This is a genomic window from Kitasatospora sp. NPDC091207 (assembly GCF_044768625.1).
Taxonomy (GTDB): domain Bacteria; phylum Actinomycetota; class Actinomycetes; order Streptomycetales; family Streptomycetaceae; genus Kitasatospora.
This window is the reverse complement of sequence record NZ_JBIVVS010000006.1, coordinates 86486-107274: the sequence shown is the minus strand read 5'-3', so window position 1 is coordinate 107274 and position 20789 is coordinate 86486. Positions and strand designations below refer to the sequence as shown.

Genomic DNA, 20789 nt, shown 5'->3' with positions numbered 1-20789 from the left:
AGAGGCTTCCCCCATGAAGGTCACCACCAGAATCGAGTGTCCCGAGGACGCGCCCGCCACCAGACGGGTCCACATGGCCGCCTTCCCCGGCCCCGACGAGGCCGACCTGGTGGACGCGCTGCGCCGCGACCCCGCCTGGCTGCCCGGGCTGTCCCTGGTCGCGGTGGACGAGACCGGGCTGGTGGTCGGCCACGCGCTGCTCACCCGGCTGCGGGTCGGCGACGGCCCGGGTCTGGCGCTCGCGCCCGTCGCGGTCGCCCCGGAGTGGCAGCGCAAGGGCGTCGGCGAACTGGTCGTCAAGGCCGCGCTGACGGCGGCGGAGGAGGCGGCGGAGAAGCTCGTCGTCGTCCTCGGCGATCCGGACTACTACGGCAGGTTCGGCTTCGCCCCGGCCGGGCAGCACGAGGTCACCGGTCCGTTCGAGGTGCCGGCCGTCTACTTCCAGGCGCTCGCCCTGCCGGCGTACGACGGCGGCCCGCGCGGCCTCTGCCGCTACCCGGATCCCTTCGAGGCGGTCTAGCCCGAGCGGACCGGGACCGCCGGGCCGGCCGAGAACCCGACCGTTGCCCGGCAGCTGCGCACGAAGGCGGTCATGGCGGGCGTCAGTTCCCGGTCCTTCGGCCAGTACAGCCCGACCTGGCTCGGGCTCAACCCCCGCACCGGCCGGTACGCGACATCCTCCCGCGCCGCCAGCCTGCTCATCGTCTCCGGGGCGAAACCGATGCCCTGGCCGCACACCACCGCGGCCAGCCACTCGTCGGAGTTGTGCGCCACCGCGCCGATCCGCACCGGCCGCCCGCCCCGCTCCCGGACCGCCAGCCAGTAGTCGCGCCACGGTCCGGCCTCCGGCGGGAGCGCCACGAAGGGCTCGTCCAGCAGCTCGGTTAACTCGATCACGTCGTGGCCGGCCAGGCGGTGCCCGGCCGGCAGCGCCGCACAACGCGGCTCCTCGCCCAGTACCGCGACGTGGTACTGCTCGGAGATCGACGACGGCGCGTGCCAGAGCGCCAGGTCGATCTCCCCGGAGGCCAGGCCCGAGGTCGGGTCGAACCAGTTGTTCTGCCGCAGTTCGACCTGCCAGCCGGGCATCCGCCGGGTGAAGTCCGTCACCGTCCGGCGGGTCATCAGGTTGATGATGCCGCCCTCGAAGCCCACCCGCAGCGTCGAGCCCTGCTCGGCCGCCGCCGCCCGGGTGGCGCGCAGCGCGTCGTCCCAGCCGGCCAGCATCGTGCCGGTGCGCTCGGCCAGGGCCCGGCCGGCGCGGGTGGGGGCCATGCCCCGCCGCGACCGCTCGAACAGTTCCACCCCGAGCAGGGTCTCCAGCTGGCGGATCTGCTTGGTGAGGGTCGGCTGCGAGACGAACAACCGGGCCGCCGCGGCCGTCAGCTGGCCCTCCTCGCAGACCGCGGCGAAACTGCGCAGCAGTCGGGTGTCCACATCCATGCCCCAAGGTTATGGAACGGGATATTGGACCGGCCCGGCAGGTCTGGGACAAGGTGGATCGTTCGGCCCGCGCGGCCGGGCCACGGGGGAGCCCGGCAGCGGCGGTTCAGGGGGCCGCCGCTGCCGGACCGGCCGCGACGACCTGCGCCGTCCCGGGGTTGCGCCTACGGTGAGGGCTCATCAGTCGTTGCCGAACGGAGGCACCCAGGTGGCAGCCAAGTCCGAGCGCGTTCCCGGCACCGGGCCCGAGCACCGGCAGGAGCGGCTGGCGAAGAAGCCGTACGAGCGGGAGCTGGTGCGGCTCCAGAACGAGCTGGTGAAGCTCCAGGAGTGGGTGCGGGCCGAGGGCGCCCGGCTGGTGGTCGTCTTCGAGGGGCGCGACGCGGCCGGCAAGGGCGGCGCGATCAAGCGGGTGACGGAGTTCCTGAACCCGCGCATCGCCCGGGTGGCGGCGCTGCCCACCCCCACCGAGCGCCAGCGCACCCAGTGGTACTTCCAGCGCTACGTCGAGCAGTTGCCGGCCGCCGGGGAGATCGTGCTCTTCGACCGCAGCTGGTACAACCGGGCCGGCGTCGAGAAGGTGATGGGCTTCTGCACGCCCGAGGAGCACCGGCAGTTCCTGCACCAGTGCCCGACCTTCGAACGGATGCTGATCGAGGCGGGCATCCTGCTGCGCAAGTACTGGTTCTCGGTCAGCGACACCGAGCAGGAGCGGCGGTTCCGGGCCCGGCTGGAGGACCCGATGCGCCGCTGGAAGCTCTCCCCGATGGACATCGAGTCGATCAGCCGCTGGGAGGACTACTCGCGGGCCAAGGACGAGATGTTCGTCCACACCGACATCCCGGACTCGCCGTGGAACGTCGTGGAGAGCGACGACAAGCGCCGGGCGCGGATCAACATGATCGCCCATCTGCTCTCCACCGTCCCCTACCACGAGGTGGCCCCGCAGACGGTCGAGCTGCCGCCCCGGCCGCGCTCGCGCGGCTACCAGCGGCCGCCGCGCGACCTGCAGAGCTATGTGCCGGACCACGCGGCGGGGCTCGGGTAGCGCTCCTCCGAACGGCTCCGCGGCGTTGCCGGGTCCGGTCGCGGCGCGTGCGATGGGAGGTGCTCACGAAGGCGCGGGCGCCCGCCGCGGTGCCCGCCGGACGGCAGGAGACCCGCCCATGTTCGTTCGCACCGTCTACGCGACCGGTGACCCGGCCAGGCTCGGCCCGACCCTCGACGGGCTGCGCGCCGAGTCGGTCGGGCTGCTCTCCGGGCAGCCCGGCTACCGGGGCTACGGCCTGTTCGCCAACCGGGAGCTCGGCATCATCACCATGGGTTCCTGGTGGGACAGCGAGCAGGCGGAACGGGACAGCGAGGAGCGGCTGAGCGGGCGGCGCGCGGAGCTGCTCGCACCGTTCGGGGGGACGGTGACCCGGAGCCGCTGGGAGGCGGTGGTCGCCGCCCGGCCCGCGCGGGCCGGCGAGGGCGCCTGGTTCCGGCTGACCACCTTCGACCTCCGCCGCGCGGAGGCCGACCGGGTGGCCGCCGCCTTCCGGGAGGGGGCACTGCCCGCGATGCGGAGCCTCGACGGGTTCCTCGGCGGGTCCATGCTGCTCAGTGCCGAGGACGAGCGCGGTGCGGTGGGCCTGCTGTTCGCCGACGAGGCCGCCCTGGTGGCCTCCCGGGGCCCGGTCGCGCAGGCCCGCGCGAAGGCGGTGGCCGAGGGCGGGGCGAGCCTGCGCTCGCTGGAGGAGTTCGAGGCCGTCCTGCTGGACCTGCCCGGGCGGCCGTAGCGGGCCGGTCGGGCCGGTCCCGCCGGGCCGGACAGGAGCTGGCGGGGCCGGGGCTGTCGGTCGGCTCGCATAGGCTTCCGGTGTGGACGAACCGGACCTCTTCACCGCCGCCGCCGAGGAACGCCAGGCCAAGGAGCCCGGCCGGGCACCGCTCGCCGTGCGGATGCGCCCGCGCACCCTGGACGAGGTCGCCGGGCAGCGGCAGCTGCTGAAGGACGGCTCGCCGCTGCGCCGGCTCGTGTCGGGCTCGCGCGGCCCGGCGGCGACCAGTTCGGTCATCCTCTGGGGCCCGCCGGGCACCGGCAAGACCACCCTGGCGCACGTGATCAGTCAGGCCGTCGAGGGCCGCTTCGTGGAGCTGTCGGCGATCACCGCGGGCGTCAAGGAGGTCCGCGCGGTCATCGACGGGGCCCGCCGGGCGGTCGGGATGAACGGCCGGGAGACGGTGCTCTTCCTGGACGAGATCCACCGCTTCTCCAAGGCCCAGCAGGACTCGCTGCTGCCCGCCGTGGAGAACCGCTGGGTCACCCTGATCGCCGCGACCACCGAGAACCCGTACTTCTCGGTGATCTCCCCGCTGCTGTCGCGTTCGCTGCTGCTCACGCTGGAGTCGCTGACCGACGAGGACGTCCGCGCCCTGCTGCACCGCGCGGTGGCCGACGAGCGTGGCCTGGGGGGCGCGCTGGAGCTCACCGCGGAGGCGGAGGACCACCTGGTCCGGCTGGCCGGCGGGGACGCCCGGCGGGCGCTCACCACGCTGGAGGCGGCGGCCGGGGCGGCGCTGGAGAAGGGTGAGCCGAGCATCACCCTGGCCACCACCGAGACGGCCGTCAACCAGGCCGCGGTGCGCTACGACAAGGACGGCGACCAGCACTACGACGTGGCCAGCGCGCTGATCAAGTCGATCCGGGGCAGTGACGTGGACGCCACCCTGCACTACCTGGCCCGGATGATCGAGGCGGGGGAGGACCCCCGGTTCATCGCCCGGCGGCTGATGATCTCGGCCAGCGAGGACGTCGGCCTGGCCGATCCGACGGCGCTGGCCACGGCGGTCGCGGCCGCCCAGGCGGTGGCGCTGATCGGCTTCCCGGAGGCGCGGATCATCCTCTCCCAGGCGGCGATCGCGCTGGCGCTGGCACCCAAGTCCAACGCCGCCTACCTGGCCATCGACGCGGCGCTGGCGGACGTCCGGCAGGGTCTGGCGGGCGCCGTGCCGCCGCACCTGAGGGACGCGCACTACGGCGGCGCGGGCAAGCTCGGGCACGGACAGGGCTACCAGTACCCGCACGATCTGCCGGAGGGCATCGCGGCGCAGCAGTACGCGCCGGACGCCGTGCACGGCAAGGCGTACTACCGGCCGACCCGGCACGGCGGGGAGGCCCGGTACGCGGACATCGTGGAGTGGACCAGGGCCCGACTCAAGGGCGAGTGACCGACCCGGGAGGCACGGGCCGTACGCCGCCCCGAGCCGAAGGGCCGCGCCGGTGCCGAAAGGGAGGAGCGAGGACGCCCTGAGGGACGAAGGGCGTTGGAGCGACGACCGTCGGCACCGGGTCAAGCGGCCCGGAGGTGAGCGGGCGAAATCGCAGCGTATACTCGTGCGGAGTGCCGTGTCCCGGGCGCGGCGGCAGGGGAGACCCTGACCGACCGGCCACACCAGCGGGGCAATGGCCGCGGTCTCCTTCGGGAGGCCCCAGGAGCGTCGCGCACCGTTTCGGTGTCGCGTGCAGCCCACCAACCCCGGTTCGGTGGGCCACTCGTGTGCTTGCACATTCGTGCCCGGCCTCGGAGAGCGGCTGATCACACTGCCCCCGGGCGGTGGGGTTGTCTCCGGGCCGCGAGGAGCGACCTCCGTCAACACCTGGTGAAGCCGTATTCGTAAGCAAGGAAGGTTTGGTTCATGGCGAACCAGAAGCGTCCCAAGGTCAAGATCGCGCGTGCGCTCGGCGTGCCGCTGACCCCGAAGTCCGTCAAGTACTTCGAGGCCCGCCCGTACCCGCCCGGCCAGCACGGCCGTGGCCGCAAGCAGAACTCGGACTACAAGGTCCGTCTGCTCGAGAAGCAGCGTCTGCGCGCCCAGTACGACCTGAGCGAGAAGCAGATGGCGCGCGCGTTCGACCGCGCGAAGAAGGCCGAGGGCAAGACCGGTGAGGCGCTCGTCGCCGAGCTGGAGACCCGTCTGGACTCCCTGGTGCTGCGTTCGGGCATTGCCCGCACCATCTACCAGGCCCGCCAGATGGTCGTCCACGGCCACATCGAGGTCAACGGCGGCAAGGTCAACAAGCCGTCGTACCAGCTGAAGCCGGGCTTCGTCGTGACCGTTCGCGAGCGCAGCAAGGAGAAGGTCCCGTTCCAGGTCGCCCGTGAGGGTGGCTACGCGGGCGAGGGCCAGACCCCGAAGTACCTCGAGGTCAACCTGAAGGCCCTGGCCTTCCGCCTGGACCGCGCGCCGCAGCGCAAGGAGGTCCCGGTGATTTGCGACGAGCAGCTCGTCGTCGAGTACTACTCGCGCTGACCCGCGAGCGGTACGCCTGCCGTACCCAGCGAGCCCCCGTCGCCTCTCCAGGCGGCGGGGGCTCGCCCTTTCCCGGGCGTACCCCTTGTCGAGGGGTCGGGCTCAGATCTCCTCGCCGGCCATCGCGGCGGCCAGTCGCAGGTGCGGGCGGGCCTCCTCGGCGCGGCCCCGGCGCTCCAGGGTCCGGCCCAGCATCAGCCGGGCGTAGTCCTCGGCGGGGTGGGCGTCGAGGATGCGGCGCAGCTCGGCCTCGGCGCGGGTGAGCTGGGCCGAGTGGTAGTAGCTACGGGCCAGCAGCAGCCGGACCGAGAGGTTGGCCGGCTCCTCGGCGAGGACGCCCTCCAGCAGGCGGGCGGCTTCGGCGTACGCCTTGGAGTCGAAGTGGAACGTCGCGAGGCGGTACTCGGCGTCGGCGGTGTGGATGGTCACGGTCGCTCCTTCCGGCGTCCGCCCGGCGGTGTTGCCGGACGCGCTGCCGACCGCTGTAGCAATGGACAAGATTCAACTATTCCTGGCCGGTGAGGGCCTCGGCGCGGGCGACACCGGACAGGGGCCCGGCAGCGCTCCCGGACCGCCCGCGCGGCCACCGCCCAGCGCCCGGCGGACGGCGGCGTCGAGGTCCAGTCGGGCTCCGCGGTCGAAGCACTCGGTGAACTCCTGCTCGGTCAGCCCGGCTCTGGCCCGCTCCTCGCAGTGCCGGTGCGGGCCGTTGAAGGTGCGCGAGCCGAAGAACGGCTTGCCCACGGCCTGCCAGATCCGGTGCGCGGCGCCCTGCAGCACCCGGGCCTCGCGCAGGTCGCCCGGCCGGCCCGGCCCGACCGGCTCGGTCTCCAGCAGCGCCAGCAGGTCGATCGCCAGCACGATGCCCAGCAGATCGTGGAAGAGGTGGTTGAGCCGGACGCTCTCCCGGGCCCGCGCGCGGGCCAGCCGCACCTCGCCGTCCATCCAGTGCGAGTACCCGAGCGCGTAGAGCCCGTAGGCGTACGCCCACTGCTCGCCGTGCTCCTCGCACAGCTCGCGGACCTGGCACAGCCAGAACTCGCCGTTCTCCTGCTCGCCCTGGAACAGGTAGGCGATGCCCAGCTCGAACATGGCCATCAGGACGTTGCTGTTGAGCTCGCCGATCGTCCGGTAGTGCCAGAGCGCCTCCTCGAAGAGCTCGGCGGCGCGGGCCGGCTCGTCACCGATCAGGGCCGCGCAGCCCTGCCGGTGGACGGCGTAGGCCAGTGCCCGGTCGTCACCGGTGTCCAGTGCCTGGCGGCGGCACTCCTCCAGCGCCGGGCGCGCGGTGAGCAGGTCGCCCTGGAGGGTCGCCATGTAGCCGGTGACCCAGAGCGCCTTGGCGCGGGCCTCGGTCGGCTCGGGGTCGAGGGCGAGCGCGCGGTCCAGCCAGTGCCGGCCCTCGCCGAGGTGGCCGCAGCCGACCCAGTAGAACCAGAGCGTGCCCGCCAGCAGCAGGGCGAGCTGCTCCTCGCCCGGCTCGGCGAGGCAGAACTCCAGTGCCGCGCGGAGGTTGGGGTGGGCGAGTTCGGTGCGCTCGGCGGTCTCCGCCTGCCGGGGGCCGAACCACTCGACCTCGCCCCAGGTGGCCACGCCCAGGTACCAGTCCCGGTGGCGGCGCAGCAGCCGGTGCTCCTCGCCGGCCGCGCGCAGCCACTGCAGGCCGTACTCGCGCAGGGTGTCCAGCAGCCGGAACCGGACGCCGCCGCCGCCGTTCTCGGCCCGGTGGCCGGGAGGCGCCTCGCCCCGCAGGACCACGGACTTGTCGATCAGCTCGGACAGCAGGTCGAGCAGGTCGTCCGGCTCGATGCCCTCGCCGGCGCAGACGAACTCGGCGGCCTCCAGGTCGAAGCTCCCCGCGAACACCGACAGGCGTGCCCAGAGCAAACGTTCCTGCTCCGTGCAGAGCTCGTGACTCCAGCCGATCGTGGTGCGGAGCGTCTGATGGCGTGGCAGGGCGGTCCGGGAGCCGCCGGTGAGCAGCCGGAAGCGGTCGTTCAGCCGGGCGTCGATCTGCTCCACCGAGAGCGCGCGCAGCCGGCCGGCGGCCAGCTCCACGGCCAGCGGGATGCCGTCCAGCCGGCGGCAGAGCTGGGTGATTCCGTCGGTGGAGGCGGCGGTGATCTCGAAGGACGGCAGGACCGCCCGGGCCCGGTCGGCGAACAACCGCACCGCGTCCGGCAGCGCGCCGGGTCCGGCCGGGTCCACCGGCAGCGGCGCCAGGACGAGCAGGTGCTCGCCCGGGGCGCGCAGCGTCGCCCGGCTGGTGGCCAGCACCCGCAGGCCCGGCAGTGCCCGCAGCAGCGCGTCGGCCAGCTCCGCGCAGGCGTCCACCAGGTGCTCGCAGCCGTCCAGCACGATCAGCGTCCGGCGCCCGGCGAGCTGCTCGGTCAGCACGTCCAGCGGCGGCCGGGCGGTGCCGTCGGTCAGCCGCAGCGCCTCCAGTACGGCGTGGCCGAGCAGCAGCGGGTCCTGCACGGGGGCGACCTCGACCAGCCAGGTGCCGTCCGGGAAGGCACCGGCGGCCCGGGCCGCCGCGCGCAGGGCCAGCCGGCTCTTGCCCACGCCGCCCGGCCCGGTCACGGTCACCAGCCGGGCGGCGGCGAGCAGCCGGGCCAGCTCGGTCAGCTCCTGCCGCCGTCCGACGAAGCTGGTCACCTCGGCCGCCGGCCGGCCGGGTACCGGCTCCCCCGGTGCCGCCGCCGGGGGCCGTGCTGTCGAGTCGCCGGCCAAACGCTGCTCCCGGGTCCGGGCCCGGACCTGGCCGGCCCGGACGTGTGCGCGGGCCGCACAGGCGACGGCCCGCTTGGCAGAACGAGGTGACCGGCCGGTAGGTTACGCGCGCGGCTCGTACACCCGACCGGATCCGCGCGGCAGGCCCGGGGACGCCCCCGGCCGATATCCGGTCCGGAAACCGGCCGTGGTCGCGATAGGGTCTCCTTCGGAGAACAGCAAGGCGAGGGAGCGCACAAGGTGTCCGTGGGAGAGCTGGCCGGGTTGCTCGTCGCCGTGTTCTGGGCGGTCCTGGTCACCCTGCTCGCCGTCGTGCTGGTGCGGCTCTCGCGGGTGCTCAAGGAGGCCACCGTGCTGGTCTCCGCCGTGACCGAGCAGGCCGTGCCGCTGCTGAGCGAGGCGGGCGCCGCCGTGCGCAGCGCCAACGAGCAACTGGAGCGGGTGGACGAGATCACCGCCAACGTCCAGGACGCCGCCGCCAACGCCAACGCGCTCTCCTCCACCGTCGCGGCCACCCTGGGCGGGCCGCTGGTCAAGGTCGCGGCCTTCAGCTACGGCGTCCGCAAGGCCGTCGCCAAGCAGAACGGCACCGCGGCGCTGCCCACTCAGCCGGGCGAGCGCGAGGAGCTGGCCCGCCTGGTCCGGGCCGAGGTGCGCGCCGCGACGGCGGCCAGGAGCGGCCTGTTCGCCCGGGTCCGGCGCGCGGTGAGGGGCTGACGGCATGGTGCGACGCATCTTCTGGATGGCGGTCGGCGCCGGCGCCACCGTCTGGGCCATGAACAAGGCCAACGAGGCCGTGCACCGGCTCACCCCGGACAGCCTCTCCGGCACCGCCGCCCGCGGCGCGCTGCACCTGGGCGACGCGGCCAAGCGGTTCGCCCGGGACGTGAAGGCCGGCATGGCCGAGCGCGAGGAGCAGCTGCGCGAGGACCTCGGACTGGACGGCACCGCCGTCGTCGAGCCCCGCCGCCGGGTACCGCGCGGCGAGCCCCAGTACCGAGCTATCTCGGCGGCGCCCGGCAGCCCGGCCGCCGCCCTGCCTCCGTCCAGCAGCGCCCGCGCATCGTCCGACGGTGCCCGCACCACCCCAGCCATCGAAAAGACGCCCGGCCGCGCACTGCCGCAGCCGGGCGGTACCCCGAACCGGAAGGACCACTAATGGAGTCGGCAGAGATTCGCCGCCGCTGGCTGCGCTTCTTCGAGGAGCGCGGCCACACCGTCGTTCCGTCGGCGTCCCTGGTCGCCGACGACCCCACCCTGCTGCTGGTCAACGCCGGCATGGTGCCCTTCAAGCCGTACTTCCTCGGCGAGGTCAAGCCGCAGTTCTCCCGGGCCACCAGCGTCCAGAAGTGCGTGCGCACCCTGGACATCGAGGAGGTCGGGAAGACCACCCGGCACGGCTCCTTCTTCCAGATGTGCGGCAACTTCTCCTTCGGTGACTACTTCAAGGAAGGAGCCATCAAGTTCGCGTGGGAGCTGCTCACCACTCCCGTCGCGGACGGCGGCTACGGCCTGGAGAAGGAGAAGCTCTGGATCACCGTCTACAAGGACGACGACGAGGCCGAGCAGATCTGGCGCGACGTCATCGGCGTGCCCTCCGAGCGCATCCAGCGTCTCGGCATGAAGGACAACTTCTGGTCGATGGGCGTCCCCGGCCCGTGCGGCCCGTGCTCGGAGATCAACTACGACCGCGGCCCCGCCTACGGCGAGGAGGGCGGCCCGGCCGTCAACGGCGAGCGCTACCTGGAGATCTGGAACCTGGTCTTCATGCAGTACGAGCGCGGCCACGGCGACGGCAAGGACGGTTTCGAGATCCTCGGCGACCTGCCGAGCCGGAACATCGACACCGGCCTCGGCCTGGAGCGCCTCGCCGCCATCCTGCAGGACGTCGACAACCTCTTCGAGATCGACACCAGCCGGATGATCCTCGACCGCGCCGCCGAGCTGACCGGCCACACCTACGGCGCCGACCACAAGTCGGACGTCTCGCTGCGCGTGGTCACCGACCACATCCGCACGGCGCTGATGCTGATCGGCGACGGCGTCACCCCCGGCAACGAGGGCCGCGGCTACGTGCTGCGCCGCATCCTGCGCCGCGCCATCCGCAACATGCGCCTGCTGGGCGCCACAGGTGTGGTCGCCAAGGACCTGACGGACGTCGCCATCAAGGCGATGGCCCCGCAGTACCCGGAGCTGGAGTCCGACCGCAAGCGGATCGAGACGGTCGTCGTCGGCGAGGAGGCGGCCTTCCTGCAGACGCTGAAGGCCGGCACCAGCCTGCTGGACACCGCGGTCACCGAGACCAAGCAGTCCGGCGGCGCGGTGCTCTCCGGCGAGCAGGCGTTCAAGCTGCACGACACCTACGGCTTCCCGATCGACCTCACCCTGGAGATGGCCGAGGAGCAGGGCCTCCAGGTCGACGAGGCCGGCTTCCGCCGCCTGATGCAGGAGCAGCGGGACCGCGCCAAGGCCGACGCCAAGGCCAAGAAGATGGGCCACGCCGACGTCGCCGCGTACCGCGAGGTCGCCGACAAGTCCGGCGCCAGCGTCTTCACCGGCTACCACCTCACCGAGGGCGAGGCCACCGTGGTCGGCCTGCTGGTGGACGGCGTCCCGGCGCCGGCCGCGAGCGAGGGCGACGAGGTCGAGATCATCCTCGACCGCACCCCGTTCTACGCCGAGGGCGGCGGCCAGCTCGCCGACCACGGCCGGATCCGGCTGGACTCCGGCGCGGTGGTGGAGATCCGCGACGTGCAGCAGCCCGTCCCGGGGGTGACCGTGCACTCCGGCGGAGTGCTGTTCGGCGAGGTCGTGCTCGGCGCCTCGGCGTACGCCACCATCGACGTGGAGCGCCGCCGGGCGATCGCCCGTGCCCACTCGGCCACCCACCTGACCCACCAGGCGCTGCGGGACGCGCTCGGCCCGACGGCGGCCCAGGCCGGCTCGGAGAACGCGCCCGGCCGCTTCCGCTTCGACTTCGGCTCGCCCGCCGCCGTGCCCGGCAGCGTGCTGGTCGACGTCGAGCAGAAGATCAACGACGTGCTGACCCGCGAGCTGGACGTCACCGCCGAGGTCATGACGATGGACCAGGCCCGCAAGGCCGGGGCCATCGCGATGTTCGGCGAGAAGTACGGCGACGAGGTCCGCGTCGTCACCATCGGGGACTTCTCCAAGGAGCTCTGCGGTGGCACGCACGTCGGCAACACCGCCCAGCTCGGCCTGGTGAAGCTGCTCGGCGAGTCCTCGATCGGCTCCGGCGTGCGCCGCGTCGAGGCACTGGTCGGCGTCGACGCCTACAAGTTCCTCGCCCGTGAGCACACCGTGGTCGCCCAGCTGACCGACCTGGTCAAGGGCCGCCCGGAGGAGCTCCCGGAGAAGGTCTCCGGCATGCTCGCCAAGCTCAAGGACGCCGAGAAGGAGATCGAGCGCTTCCGCGCCGAGAAGGTCCTGGCCGCCGCGGCCGGCCTGGCCGACGCCGCCGAGGACATCCAGGGCATCGCCGTGGTGGCCGCCCGGATCGCCGACGGCACCGGGGCCGACGAGCTGCGCAAGCTGGTCCTGGACGTGCGCGGCCGGCTCGGCGCGCGCCCGGCCGTGGTCGCCGCCTTCACCGTGGCCAACGACCGCCCGCTGACCGTGATCGCCACCAACGAGGACGCGCGCGGGCGCGGCATCAAGGCCGGCGAGCTGGTCCGGGTCGCCGCCAAGACCCTCGGCGGCGGTGGCGGTGGCAAGGACGACGTCGCCCAGGGCGGCGGCTCCAACCCGGGCGCGGTCGACGAGGCCATCGCCGCGGTGCGCGGCCTGGTCGCGGAGCGCGCCAGCTGATGGTCGACCAGGACCAGGAACGGCCCTTCCGCCGCGGCCGGCGGATCGCCGTCGACGTCGGTGACGCCCGGATCGGGGTCGCGTCCTGCGACCCCGACGGGGTGCTCGCCACGCCGGTGGAGACCGTCCCCGCCGGGGTGAAGTCGCAGGCCAGGATCGCCGCCATCGCCGAGGAGTACGACGCGGTCGAGGTGATCGTCGGCCTGCCGCGCTCGCTCAGCGGCAAGGAGGGGCCGGCGGCGGAGAAGGTCCGCGCGTACGCCACCCGGCTGGCCAACCGGTTGTACCCGGTGCCGGTCCGGCTGGTCGACGAGCGGATGTCCACCGTCACGGCCACCCACGGGCTGCGCGCCTCCGGGGTCAAGGCCAAGAAGGGCCGCTCGGTGGTCGACCAGGCCGCCGCGGTGGTGATCCTGCAGACCGCCCTTGAGTCCGAACGGGTGAGCGGACGTCCGCCCGGTGAGAGCGTCGAGGCGGTCGGCTGACCGGCCTGATCTAACGTCCCGGTGAAGGGGCCCGTGCGGACGCGTCCGCACGGGCCCCTTCTGCTCGTGCCGGGACCGCCGAGGGGGCGCAATGACCGACCAGGACTTCACGCCCGGGCTCACACCCGGCCACCTCGGTGCGCCGGTGCTGGAGCCCGAGGGTCGTCCGCCCGGTGCGCCCCGCCCCCGCCCCGATGCGCCGGATCCGCACCGCCGGCGCAACGGGCTGGCCTGCGGGCTGACGGCGCTCGCCCTCCTGGTCGTGTTCGGCGGGGCCGGTCTGACCGGCTACACCTGGTTGCAGGGGCAGCAGAAGCCGCCGGCCGCCGCCGACTACGCGGGGGCGGGCACCGGCGACGTCCAGGTCTCGGTGCCCGAGGGTGCCGGGCTCACCCAGATCGCCTCCGCGCTGGTGCGCAACGGCGTGGTGGCCAGCTCGCTCGCCTTCACCCGGGCGGCCAAGGGCAGCGCGGCCGCCGCCGGGCGGATCCAGCCCGGCACCTACACGCTGAAGCAGAAGATGTCGGCGGCCGCCGCGCTGGCGATCCTGGTCGACCCCGCCAACGCCAACGGCCTGACCATCCCCGAGGGCTGGCGCGGTAGCCAGATCTTCACGGCGATCGACAAGAAGCTGAACCTCCCCGAGGGAAGCACCCAGCGGGCTGCCCAGGAACAGGGCGCCGAGCTGGGCCTCCCGGAGTTCGCCAAGGGCAGCCCGGAGGGCTACCTCTTTCCCGCGACGTACAGCGTGACCGACGACACCACCGCGGTGGACCTGCTGAAGCAGATGGTGGAGCGGGCCGGCAAGGAGTTCTCCCGGGACGACGCGGAGGTCGTCGCGCAGAACCTCGGGCAGAGCCTGTACGGGCTGGTGACCATCGCCAGCATGGTGCAGGGCGAGGCGGACAACACCGAGGACATGGCCAAGGTGGCCCGGGTGATCTACAACCGGCTGGCCAAGAACATGCCGCTCCAGCTGGACTCCACGATCAACTACGCGCTCGGGCGCTCGACCCTGAACACCACCGTCACCGAGACCAAACTGGACTCTCCCTACAACACCTACCTGCACACCGGACTGCCGCCGACGCCGATCGGCAACCCGGGGCGGCAGGCGATCATGGCGGCGGTCGACCCGGCGCAGGGCGACTGGCTGTACTTCGTCACCGTGAAGCCGGGGGACACCCGCTTCACCGACAGCTTCGAGGTGCAGCAGCGCAACGTGGCCGAGTTCAACGCCGTCCGGGCCGCGCAGCCGAGCGCTTCGGCGAGTGCCCCGGCGAGTGCGCCGGCGGGCGGGTCGACCGGTGCTCCGGACGGGGCGGCCACGGGCCAGGCGACGGCCGCGCCGGGCGTTCCGACCGGGCAGTAGGGCGACGTCGGCCCTGCCGGAGGCCGGTCTGCGGTACGGTAACGTCTCCCTCCAGGCGATGCAGTAGCACGCCGGTTCGAGAATCAGCCGGGACGCCGTCCCGGACGGCCGGTCCGATCCTCCGGCCGTCTCCGTCGGTGTAAGGGGATCAATGACCGATCTGGGTCGGGGCTACGGCCCCCAGGGCTCCGAGCCGTGGCACCCGGGAGACCCCGGGTACGGTGGCCGGCAGCCGGTTCCCGGCCAGCAGGACGGCCAGTGGCAGCAGCATCCCCAGCAGCAGCAGCAGTACGGCGGCGAGCAGGGCTTCGCGGAGCAGCAGGGGTACCCGCAGCAGGTGCAGCAGCCGGCGCAGCAGCAGGGCTACCCGCAGCAGGGGTACCCGGGCGGCGGCCAGGCGCCGCAGCAGCCGCAGCAGTACGGGGGCGGCCAGCAGTTCCCGCCGCAGCAGCCGCAGCAGTACGGCGGCCAGCAGGGCTACCCGCAGCAGGGCCAGGGCGGACAGCAGGGGTTCCCGGGCGGGCAGGGTTACCAGGATCAGCAGCAGGGTTACCCGCAGCAGGGGTTCCCCGGGCAGCAGCCGGACTTCCAGGGGTACCAGGGGCAGCAGGGGTATCCGCGGCAGATGGCGCAGCCGGGGGCACCGCAGCCCGGGATGCCCCAGCAGGGTGTGCCCCAGCCCGAGCAGCAGCAGGTGCCGCCGCAGCAGCCGAGTGCGCCCCAGCCGGGTGTGCCCCAGCCTGGCGGGCAGCCGCCGGGCGGGCGGGCCGCCCGGCGTCGCCAGGAGACCGAGGCCCCGGCCGGGCCCGGGCCCGACGGCATCGACTGGGAGGCGGAGGCCGCCGCTCTGGAGGCCGGCGCCGACCAGGTCGAGGCCGCGCACGTGCCCGACGAGGACGAGTGGAACGGCCACGAGGACGACTTCGCCGAGGACGGCGAGGACGAGCACGGCTTCCTCGGCGAGGAGGACAACTCCCGCGAGGGCAAGAAGAAGCGCAAGGAGAAGGGCAAGAAGTCCGGCCGGCGCAACGGTGGAGCGTGCCTGCTGGTCGCGCTGGTGATGCTCGGCGGCGTCGCCGGCGGCGGTTGGTGGGGCTACGGCTTCTACCAGGACCACTTCGGCCCGCCGCCGGACTTCACCGGCCAGGGCAGCGGCTCGGTCACGGTGGAGATCAAGAAGGGCGCCGTCGGGGCCCAGATGGGCATGACGCTGAAGCAGGCCGGCGTGGTCAAGAGCGTCGAGGCCTTCACCCAGGCGTGCGGGAAGAACCCGAAGTGCACCGGCATCCAGTACGGCACCTACACCATGCCCAAGGAGATGTCGGGCGAGGCCGCGGTCGCGAACCTGGTGGAGGCGAACGGCGGTGAGAAGCTGATCGTCCAGGAGGGGCTGACGGCCGCCGCCACCTACGCCAAGATCGACGACAAGCTGCAACTGCCCAAGGGCACCACGGCCGACGTGGCCAAGGCCCAGATCGCCAACCTCGGCCTGCCCGCGTATGCCGGCGGCAACATCGAGGGCTTCCTCTGGCCGGCCCGTTACTCGATCGCCGCGGGCATGAAGCCCGAGGACCTGCTCAAGCAGATGGTCAAGAACGCCGTCGACCGCTATGCGGGCCTGGACGCGCAGGCCTCCAAGATCGGTCTCAAGACCGCCTACGACGTGGTCATCGAGGCGAGCATCCTCCAGGCCGAGGGCAACAACCCGCAGGACTTCGCGAAGATGGCGAGGACCATCCAGAACCGGCTCGCCGACAAGGAGAAGATCGACGGCAAGCTCGGCATGGACACCACGCTGCAGTACTCGCTGGGCCGCAAGGTGCTGGACAAGAAGGACATCAACGACGGCTCCAACAAGTACAACACCTACATCAACCCGGGTCTGCCGCCCGGGCCGATCTCCAACCCCGGCGACGACGCGCTCAAGGCGACGCTGAACCCGGCGGACGGCAAGTGGCTGTACTTCATCGCGATGTCGCCGGAGCTGACCCTGTTCGCCGACACGGACACCGAGCACGCGGCCAACGTCGAGGCGTACTGCAAGGCGGCCGGCCAGAAGTACGACAAGGCGGCCGGCCACTGCACCACGAAGTAGCCGTCACCCAGGGAGAGACCAGCGTGACCAGCAAGCACCGGGCCGGCGTCCTCGGCTCGCCGATCGTCCACTCGCTCTCGCCGCACCTGCACCGGGCCGCCTTCGCGGCGCTCGGGCTGGACGGCTGGCGGTACGACGCGTTCGAGGTGGACGAGGCCGGGCTGCCCGCCTTCCTCGACGGCCTGGACGAGTCCGAGTGGGCGGGCCTGTCGCTCACCATGCCGCTGAAGCGGGCGGTCATCCCGCTGCTCGACGAGGTGAGCGCGACCGCGCGCTCGGTGGAGGCCGTCAACACGGTGGTCTTCACGGCCGACGGGCGGCGCACCGGGGACAACACCGACATTCCCGGCCTGGTCAACGCGCTGCGCGAACGCGGCATCACCCAGGTGGCGGGTGCCGCGGTGCTGGGCGCCGGGGCCACCGCCTCCTCCGCGCTGGCGGCGCTCGCCCAAATCTGCACCGGCGAGGTGACGGTCTACGTCCGCGGTGCCGAGCGGGCCCGGGAGATGGCCGAACTCGGTGAGCGCCTGGGCGTGGCCGTGCGGACGGCCGACTGGGAGCGGGGCGCCGAGGCGCTCGCGCAGCCGCTCACCGTGTCCACCACGCCGGTGGGGGCGACGGACGCGTTCGCCGCCGGGCTGCCCGCAGCGCCCGGGGCGTTGTTCGACGTGCTGTACCACCCGTGGCCGACGGCGCTGGCCGCCGCCTGCGCGGAGCGCGGCGGGGCCGTGCTGGGCGGCCTGGACCTGCTGGTTCACCAGGCGGTGCTGCAGAACGAGCGGTTCACCGGTCGGACGCCCGGTCCGCTGGCGGCCATCCGGGCCGCGGGTGAGGCGGCGCTCACCGCCCGCTGAGGCGGCCGGGGCGTGAGTGGCAGATTGTGCCACTGTGGCGGGTCGTGCCATGTCGGCGGCCCGTGCCGGAGTGGCGGGTCGTGCCATGTCGGCGGCTCGTGCCACTGTGGCGTGTCGTGCCAGGGCGGCGTGCCGTGTCGTGGCGGCGTTCTGTGCCGGTTCGGCACGGTCTGCCGCGGTGTCGCGCTCCGCCGGGGCGGCCTCGCCGGGGTCGGGAAACCGGGCCGGTTCCCCCGTGCACCGGGTCCGAGGGACGACCGGTTGCTGTCCGTCACCCGGACTCTGCTCCCGGGCATGCCGACGGCATGAAAGGATTCAGAGACAGAGGAACGCCCGGGCGGGTCGCGGTTGTGCCGTGGTCGGTCCGCTGATGAAGGAGCTCCGTTGGGTACGTTGCGCTGGCTGACGGCGGGGGAGTCGCACGGTCCGGCACTTGTCGCGACGCTGGAGGGCCTGCCCGCCGGTGTTCCGGTGACCACCGAGGTGGTGGCCGAGGCGCTCGCGCGTCGGCGGCTGGGCTACGGTCGCGGCGCCCGGATGAAGTTCGAGCAGGACGAGGTCACCTTCCTCGGCGGGGTCCGGCACGGTGAGACCATGGGCAGCCCGGTGGCGGTCATGGTCGGCAACACCGAGTGGCCGAAGTGGGAGCAGGTGATGTCGGCCGATCCGGTCGATCCCGAGGTGCTGGCCGGTCTGGGCCGCAACGAGGCGCTGACCCGGCCGCGTCCCGGTCACGCGGACCTGGCGGGGATGCAGAAGTACTCGATCGCGGAGGCGCGGCCGATCCTGGAGCGCGCGAGTGCCCGGGAGACGGCGGCCCGGGTGGCGTTGGGCGCGGTGGCGCGGGCGTACCTGCGGGAGACCTGCGGGATCGAGATCGTCAGCCATGTGGTGGAGCTGGCGGCGGCGAAGGCTCCGGCGGGTGTGCTGCCGTTGCCGTCGGACGAGGCGCGGTTGGACGCGGATCCGGTGCGATGCCTGGACGCGGACGCGTCGAAGGCGATGGTGGCGGAGATCGACCAGGCGCACAAGGACGGCGACACCCTGGGGGGTGTGGTCGAGGTGCTGGCGTACAACGTGCCGGTGGGTCTGGGTTCGCACGTGCACTGGGACCGGCGGTTGGACGCGCGGCTGGCGGCGGCGTTGATGGGGATCCAGGCGATCAAGGGTGTCGAGGTCGGTGACGGTTTCGACCTGGCCCGGGTGCCGGGGTCGCTGGCGCATGACGAGATCGTGCCGACGCCGGAGGGCGCGAAGCGGGTGTCGGGTCGTTCGGGTGGGACCGAGGGCGGTCTGTCGACGGGTGAGCTGCTGCGGGTCCGGGCCGCGATGAAGCCGATCGCGACGGTGCCGCGGGCGCTGCGGACCTTCGACGTGCGGACGGGTGAGCCGGCGAAGGCGCACCACCAGCGTTCGGACGTGTGCGCGGTGCCGGCGGCGGGGATCGTCGCGGAGGCGATGGTGGCGCTGGTGCTGGCGGACGCGGTGAGCGAGAAGTTCGGCGGTGACCACGTGTCCGAGACCCGTCGCAACGTCCAGGGGTACCTGGACAACCTGATCGTCCGATGACCGCGCCCCTGGTGGTGCTGGTCGGTCCGCCCGGCAGTGGCAAGTCCACCGTCGGGCGGGACCTCGCCGAGCGCCTGGGCGTCGGTTTCCGGGACACCGACGCCGATGTCGAGCGGTCGGCGGGCAAGTCGATTCCGGAGATCTTCATCGACGAGGGCGAGCCGCACTTCCGCGAGCTGGAGTCGGCCGCCGTGCGCGGCGCCGCGCAGAGCCACGACGGCGTGCTCGCGCTGGGCGGCGGCGCGGTGATGGCCGAGGCGACCCGGGCGCTGCTGCGCGATCTGCCGGTGGTGTTCCTGGAGGTACCACTGGCGGACGCGGTGCGCAGGGTCGGGCTGGACGCGCCGCGGCCGCTGCTCGCGGTCAATCCCCGGGCGCGTTGGCGTGAGTTGATGGAGGCGCGTCGGCCCCTGTACCTGGAGGTGGCCACCGCCGTCGTCGACACCGCGGACCGTACCCCCGGGCAGGTCGCGGACGCCGTAATGGAAGCACTGGAGCTGAAGACCCCCCATGAGTGACATCGTCAGGATTCACGTCGGCGGCAACGCCGGCCACGACCCGTACGACGTGCTGATCGGACACCAACTGCTCGGCGAGCTGGGCCGGCTGATCGGGACCAGGGCCAAGCGGGTCGCGCTGATCCACCCCGAGGGGCTGGCCGCCACCGCCGACGCCATCCGCGAGGACCTGCTCGGCGAGGGCTACGAGGCGATCGTCCTCCAGGTGCCCAACGCCGAGGACGCCAAGAGCGCCGAGGTCGCCGCGTACTGCTGGTCGGTGCTCGGCCAGACCGGCTTCACCCGCAGTGACGTGATCGTCGGTCTCGGCGGCGGCACCACCACCGACCTGGCCGGCTTCGTGGCGGCCACCTGGCTGCGCGGGGTGCGCTGGGTCTCCATGCCCACCACGCTGCTCGGCATGGTCGACGCGGCGGTGGGCGGCAAGACCGGCATCAACATCGCCGAGGGCAAGAACATGGTCGGGTCCTTCCACCCGCCGGTCGGCGTGCTGGCGGATCTCGACACCCTGGAGACGGTGCCCCGGCACGACTACGTCTCCGGTCTGGCCGAGGTCATCAAGTGCGGCTTCATCGCCGACCCGGTCATCCTCGACCTGATCGAGGCGGACCCGGAGGGTGCCAGGACCCCGTCCGGGCCGCACACCGTCGAGCTGATCCGGCGGGCCGTCCAGGTCAAGGCCGACGTGGTCTCCGGGGACCTCAAGGAGTCCGGCCGGCGCGAGATCCTCAACTACGGCCACACCCTCGGCCACGCCATCGAGCGCAACGAGCGCTACAAGTGGCGGCACGGCGCGGCGATCTCCATCGGCATGGTCTTCGCCGCCGAACTGGGCCGCCTGGCCGGCCGGTTGGACGACGAGACGGCCGACCGGCACCGCACCGTGCTCGCCGCGGTCGGCCTGCCGCTGAGCTACCGCGCGGACGCCTGGCCGAAGCTGGTGGACGCGATGAAGATCGACAAGAAGTCGCGCGGCGACCTGCTGCGCTTCATCGTCCTGGACGGCCTCGGCCGGACCTCCATGCTGGAGGGCCCCGACCCGTCGCTGCTGGCCGCCGCCTACGCGGAGGTCTCCTCGTGACCCGGGTGATGGTCCTCAACGGCCCCAACCTCGGCCGGCTCGGCAGCCGCGAGCCGGATGTCTACGGCGCCACCTCCTACGCCGGGCTGGTCGAGCGCTGCACCGCGCTCGGCAAGGAGCTCGGCTTCGAGGTCGAGGTGCACGAGACCAACTCCGAGCAGCAGATGGTGGAGTGGCTGCACGAGGCGGCCGACGGCGAGGTGCCCGTGGTGATCAACCCGGGCGCCTTCACCCACTACTCGTACGCGATGCGCGACGCCGCCGCCCAGCGGACCGCCCCGCTGATCGAGGTGCACATCTCCAACCCGTACGCCCGGGAGACCTTCCGGCACACCTCGGTGATCGCCGCCGTCGCCTCCGGCACCATCGCCGGATTCGGCCTCGGCTCGTACGAGCTGGCCCTGCGGGCCCTCGGCGGGCAGCTCACCGCACGCTGACACGCGGGGCCGGGACACCGGATCGGCGCGGCCCCGGCCGGCCCGATCCGGTGTCCCGGCCCTCGTCAGCGGCCCGCC

20 protein-coding genes are annotated in these 20789 nt (G+C 73.0%); 16 read left to right on the top strand and 4 right to left on the bottom strand.

Going from position 1 to position 20789, the window contains the following annotated elements; translation table 11 throughout:
- Nucleotides 1-13: 13 nt before the first annotated feature.
- Entirely contained in the window at nucleotides 14-520 is a 507-nt protein-coding gene (locus ACIQTO_RS13590; RefSeq protein ID WP_402387273.1) for a GNAT family N-acetyltransferase, read from the top strand.
- On the opposite strand, the gene ACIQTO_RS13585 is transcribed toward ACIQTO_RS13590, so the two are convergent.
- Nucleotides 517-1443 carry a LysR family transcriptional regulator gene (locus tag ACIQTO_RS13585; RefSeq protein ID WP_402387270.1) on the bottom strand — a complete coding sequence of 309 codons (927 nt, stop codon included), beginning with the start codon at nucleotides 1441-1443 and terminating at the stop codon, nucleotides 517-519. The two genes, ACIQTO_RS13590 and ACIQTO_RS13585, sit on opposite strands and share 4 nt — an antisense overlap.
- A 265-nt stretch (nucleotides 1444-1708) precedes the next feature.
- Here ACIQTO_RS13585 and ppk2 point away from each other — a divergent pair, with 265 nt between their 5' ends.
- From ppk2 to rpsD, 4 genes are all read left to right on the top strand, one after another.
- Nucleotides 1709-2491 carry a polyphosphate kinase 2 gene (gene ppk2 / locus ACIQTO_RS13580; protein ID WP_402387725.1) on the top strand — a complete coding sequence of 261 codons (783 nt, stop codon included), beginning with the start codon at nucleotides 1709-1711 and terminating at the stop codon, nucleotides 2489-2491.
- Between the two features lie 118 nt (nucleotides 2492-2609).
- Nucleotides 2610-3224, top strand: coding sequence for a hypothetical protein (locus ACIQTO_RS13575; RefSeq protein WP_402387267.1), 615 nt, complete (start codon nucleotides 2610-2612; stop codon nucleotides 3222-3224).
- Nucleotides 3225-3306: 82 nt separating this feature from the next.
- Nucleotides 3307-4656 (top strand): replication-associated recombination protein A, encoded by a 1350-nt coding sequence (locus ACIQTO_RS13570; RefSeq protein WP_402387264.1) that lies wholly within the window; start codon nucleotides 3307-3309, stop codon nucleotides 4654-4656.
- Nucleotides 4657-5124: 468 nt separating this feature from the next.
- Nucleotides 5125-5739 carry a 30S ribosomal protein S4 gene (rpsD, locus tag ACIQTO_RS13565; RefSeq protein WP_402387261.1) on the top strand — a complete coding sequence of 205 codons (615 nt, stop codon included), beginning with the start codon at nucleotides 5125-5127 and terminating at the stop codon, nucleotides 5737-5739.
- Nucleotides 5740-5841: 102 nt separating this feature from the next.
- Here rpsD and ACIQTO_RS13560 read toward each other — a convergent pair whose 3' ends face one another.
- Both ACIQTO_RS13560 and ACIQTO_RS13555 read right to left on the bottom strand, forming a co-directional pair.
- Nucleotides 5842-6168, bottom strand: coding sequence for a tetratricopeptide repeat protein (locus ACIQTO_RS13560; protein ID WP_402387258.1), 327 nt, complete (start codon nucleotides 6166-6168; stop codon nucleotides 5842-5844).
- A gap of 72 nt (nucleotides 6169-6240) precedes the next feature.
- A complete protein-coding gene (locus tag ACIQTO_RS13555) occupies nucleotides 6241-8397 on the bottom strand; it encodes an ATP-binding protein (protein WP_402387255.1) in 2157 nt (718 codons plus the stop codon).
- Nucleotides 8398-8712: 315 nt separating this feature from the next.
- On the opposite strand from ACIQTO_RS13555, the gene ACIQTO_RS13550 reads away from it, so the two are divergent.
- The 5 genes from ACIQTO_RS13550 (at nucleotide 8713) to mltG (ACIQTO_RS13530) (ending at nucleotide 14157) form a co-directional block, all read left to right on the top strand.
- The gene (locus tag ACIQTO_RS13550) at nucleotides 8713-9189 is read left to right on the top strand and encodes a DUF948 domain-containing protein (protein ID WP_402387252.1); all 477 of its coding nucleotides are present in this window, start codon (nucleotides 8713-8715) and stop codon (nucleotides 9187-9189) included.
- Nucleotides 9190-9193: 4 nt separating this feature from the next.
- A complete protein-coding gene (locus tag ACIQTO_RS13545; protein ID WP_402387249.1) occupies nucleotides 9194-9631 on the top strand; it encodes a DUF6167 family protein in 438 nt (145 codons plus the stop codon).
- Nucleotides 9631-12300, top strand: coding sequence for an alanine--tRNA ligase (gene alaS, locus ACIQTO_RS13540; protein WP_402387246.1), 2670 nt, complete (start codon nucleotides 9631-9633; stop codon nucleotides 12298-12300). Before ACIQTO_RS13545 ends, alaS begins: the two co-directional genes overlap by 1 nt.
- Nucleotides 12300-12785 (top strand): Holliday junction resolvase RuvX, encoded by a 486-nt coding sequence (ruvX, locus tag ACIQTO_RS13535; RefSeq protein WP_402387243.1) that lies wholly within the window; start codon nucleotides 12300-12302, stop codon nucleotides 12783-12785. The genes alaS and ruvX overlap by 1 nt, the downstream gene beginning before the upstream one ends.
- Before the next feature lie 91 nt (nucleotides 12786-12876).
- Nucleotides 12877-14157: an endolytic transglycosylase MltG gene (gene mltG, locus ACIQTO_RS13530; RefSeq protein ID WP_402387240.1), complete on the top strand. Its 1281-nt coding sequence runs from the start codon at nucleotides 12877-12879 to the stop codon at nucleotides 14155-14157.
- Between the two features lie 148 nt (nucleotides 14158-14305).
- On the opposite strand, the gene ACIQTO_RS13525 is transcribed toward mltG (ACIQTO_RS13530), so the two are convergent.
- The gene (locus ACIQTO_RS13525) at nucleotides 14306-15070 is read right to left on the bottom strand and encodes a hypothetical protein (RefSeq protein WP_402387237.1); all 765 of its coding nucleotides are present in this window, start codon (nucleotides 15068-15070) and stop codon (nucleotides 14306-14308) included.
- Here ACIQTO_RS13525 and mltG (ACIQTO_RS13520) point away from each other — a divergent pair.
- The 6 genes from mltG (ACIQTO_RS13520) to aroQ all read left to right on the top strand — a co-directional run bounded on the left by mltG (ACIQTO_RS13520) (nucleotide 15041) and on the right by aroQ (nucleotide 20711).
- Complete coding sequence (gene mltG, locus ACIQTO_RS13520; RefSeq protein WP_402387234.1) at nucleotides 15041-16252, top strand: endolytic transglycosylase MltG; 1212 nt, start codon at nucleotides 15041-15043, stop codon at nucleotides 16250-16252. The two genes, ACIQTO_RS13525 and mltG (ACIQTO_RS13520), sit on opposite strands and share 30 nt — an antisense overlap.
- Nucleotides 16253-16275: 23 nt before the next feature.
- Complete coding sequence (locus ACIQTO_RS13515; protein ID WP_402387231.1) at nucleotides 16276-17106, top strand: shikimate dehydrogenase; 831 nt, start codon at nucleotides 16276-16278, stop codon at nucleotides 17104-17106.
- A gap of 384 nt (nucleotides 17107-17490) precedes the next feature.
- Complete coding sequence (aroC, locus tag ACIQTO_RS13510; protein WP_402387228.1) at nucleotides 17491-18675, top strand: chorismate synthase; 1185 nt, start codon at nucleotides 17491-17493, stop codon at nucleotides 18673-18675.
- Nucleotides 18672-19193, top strand: a complete 522-nt coding sequence (locus ACIQTO_RS13505; protein ID WP_402387225.1) for a shikimate kinase — start codon at nucleotides 18672-18674, stop codon at nucleotides 19191-19193. Before aroC ends, ACIQTO_RS13505 begins: the two co-directional genes overlap by 4 nt.
- Nucleotides 19186-20274, top strand: coding sequence for a 3-dehydroquinate synthase (gene aroB, locus ACIQTO_RS13500; protein WP_402387222.1), 1089 nt, complete (start codon nucleotides 19186-19188; stop codon nucleotides 20272-20274). Before ACIQTO_RS13505 ends, aroB begins: the two co-directional genes overlap by 8 nt.
- Before the next feature lie 8 nt (nucleotides 20275-20282).
- A complete protein-coding gene (gene aroQ, locus ACIQTO_RS13495) occupies nucleotides 20283-20711 on the top strand; it encodes a type II 3-dehydroquinate dehydratase (protein WP_402387722.1) in 429 nt (142 codons plus the stop codon).
- The last annotated feature ends 78 nt before the right edge of the window (nucleotides 20712-20789 follow it).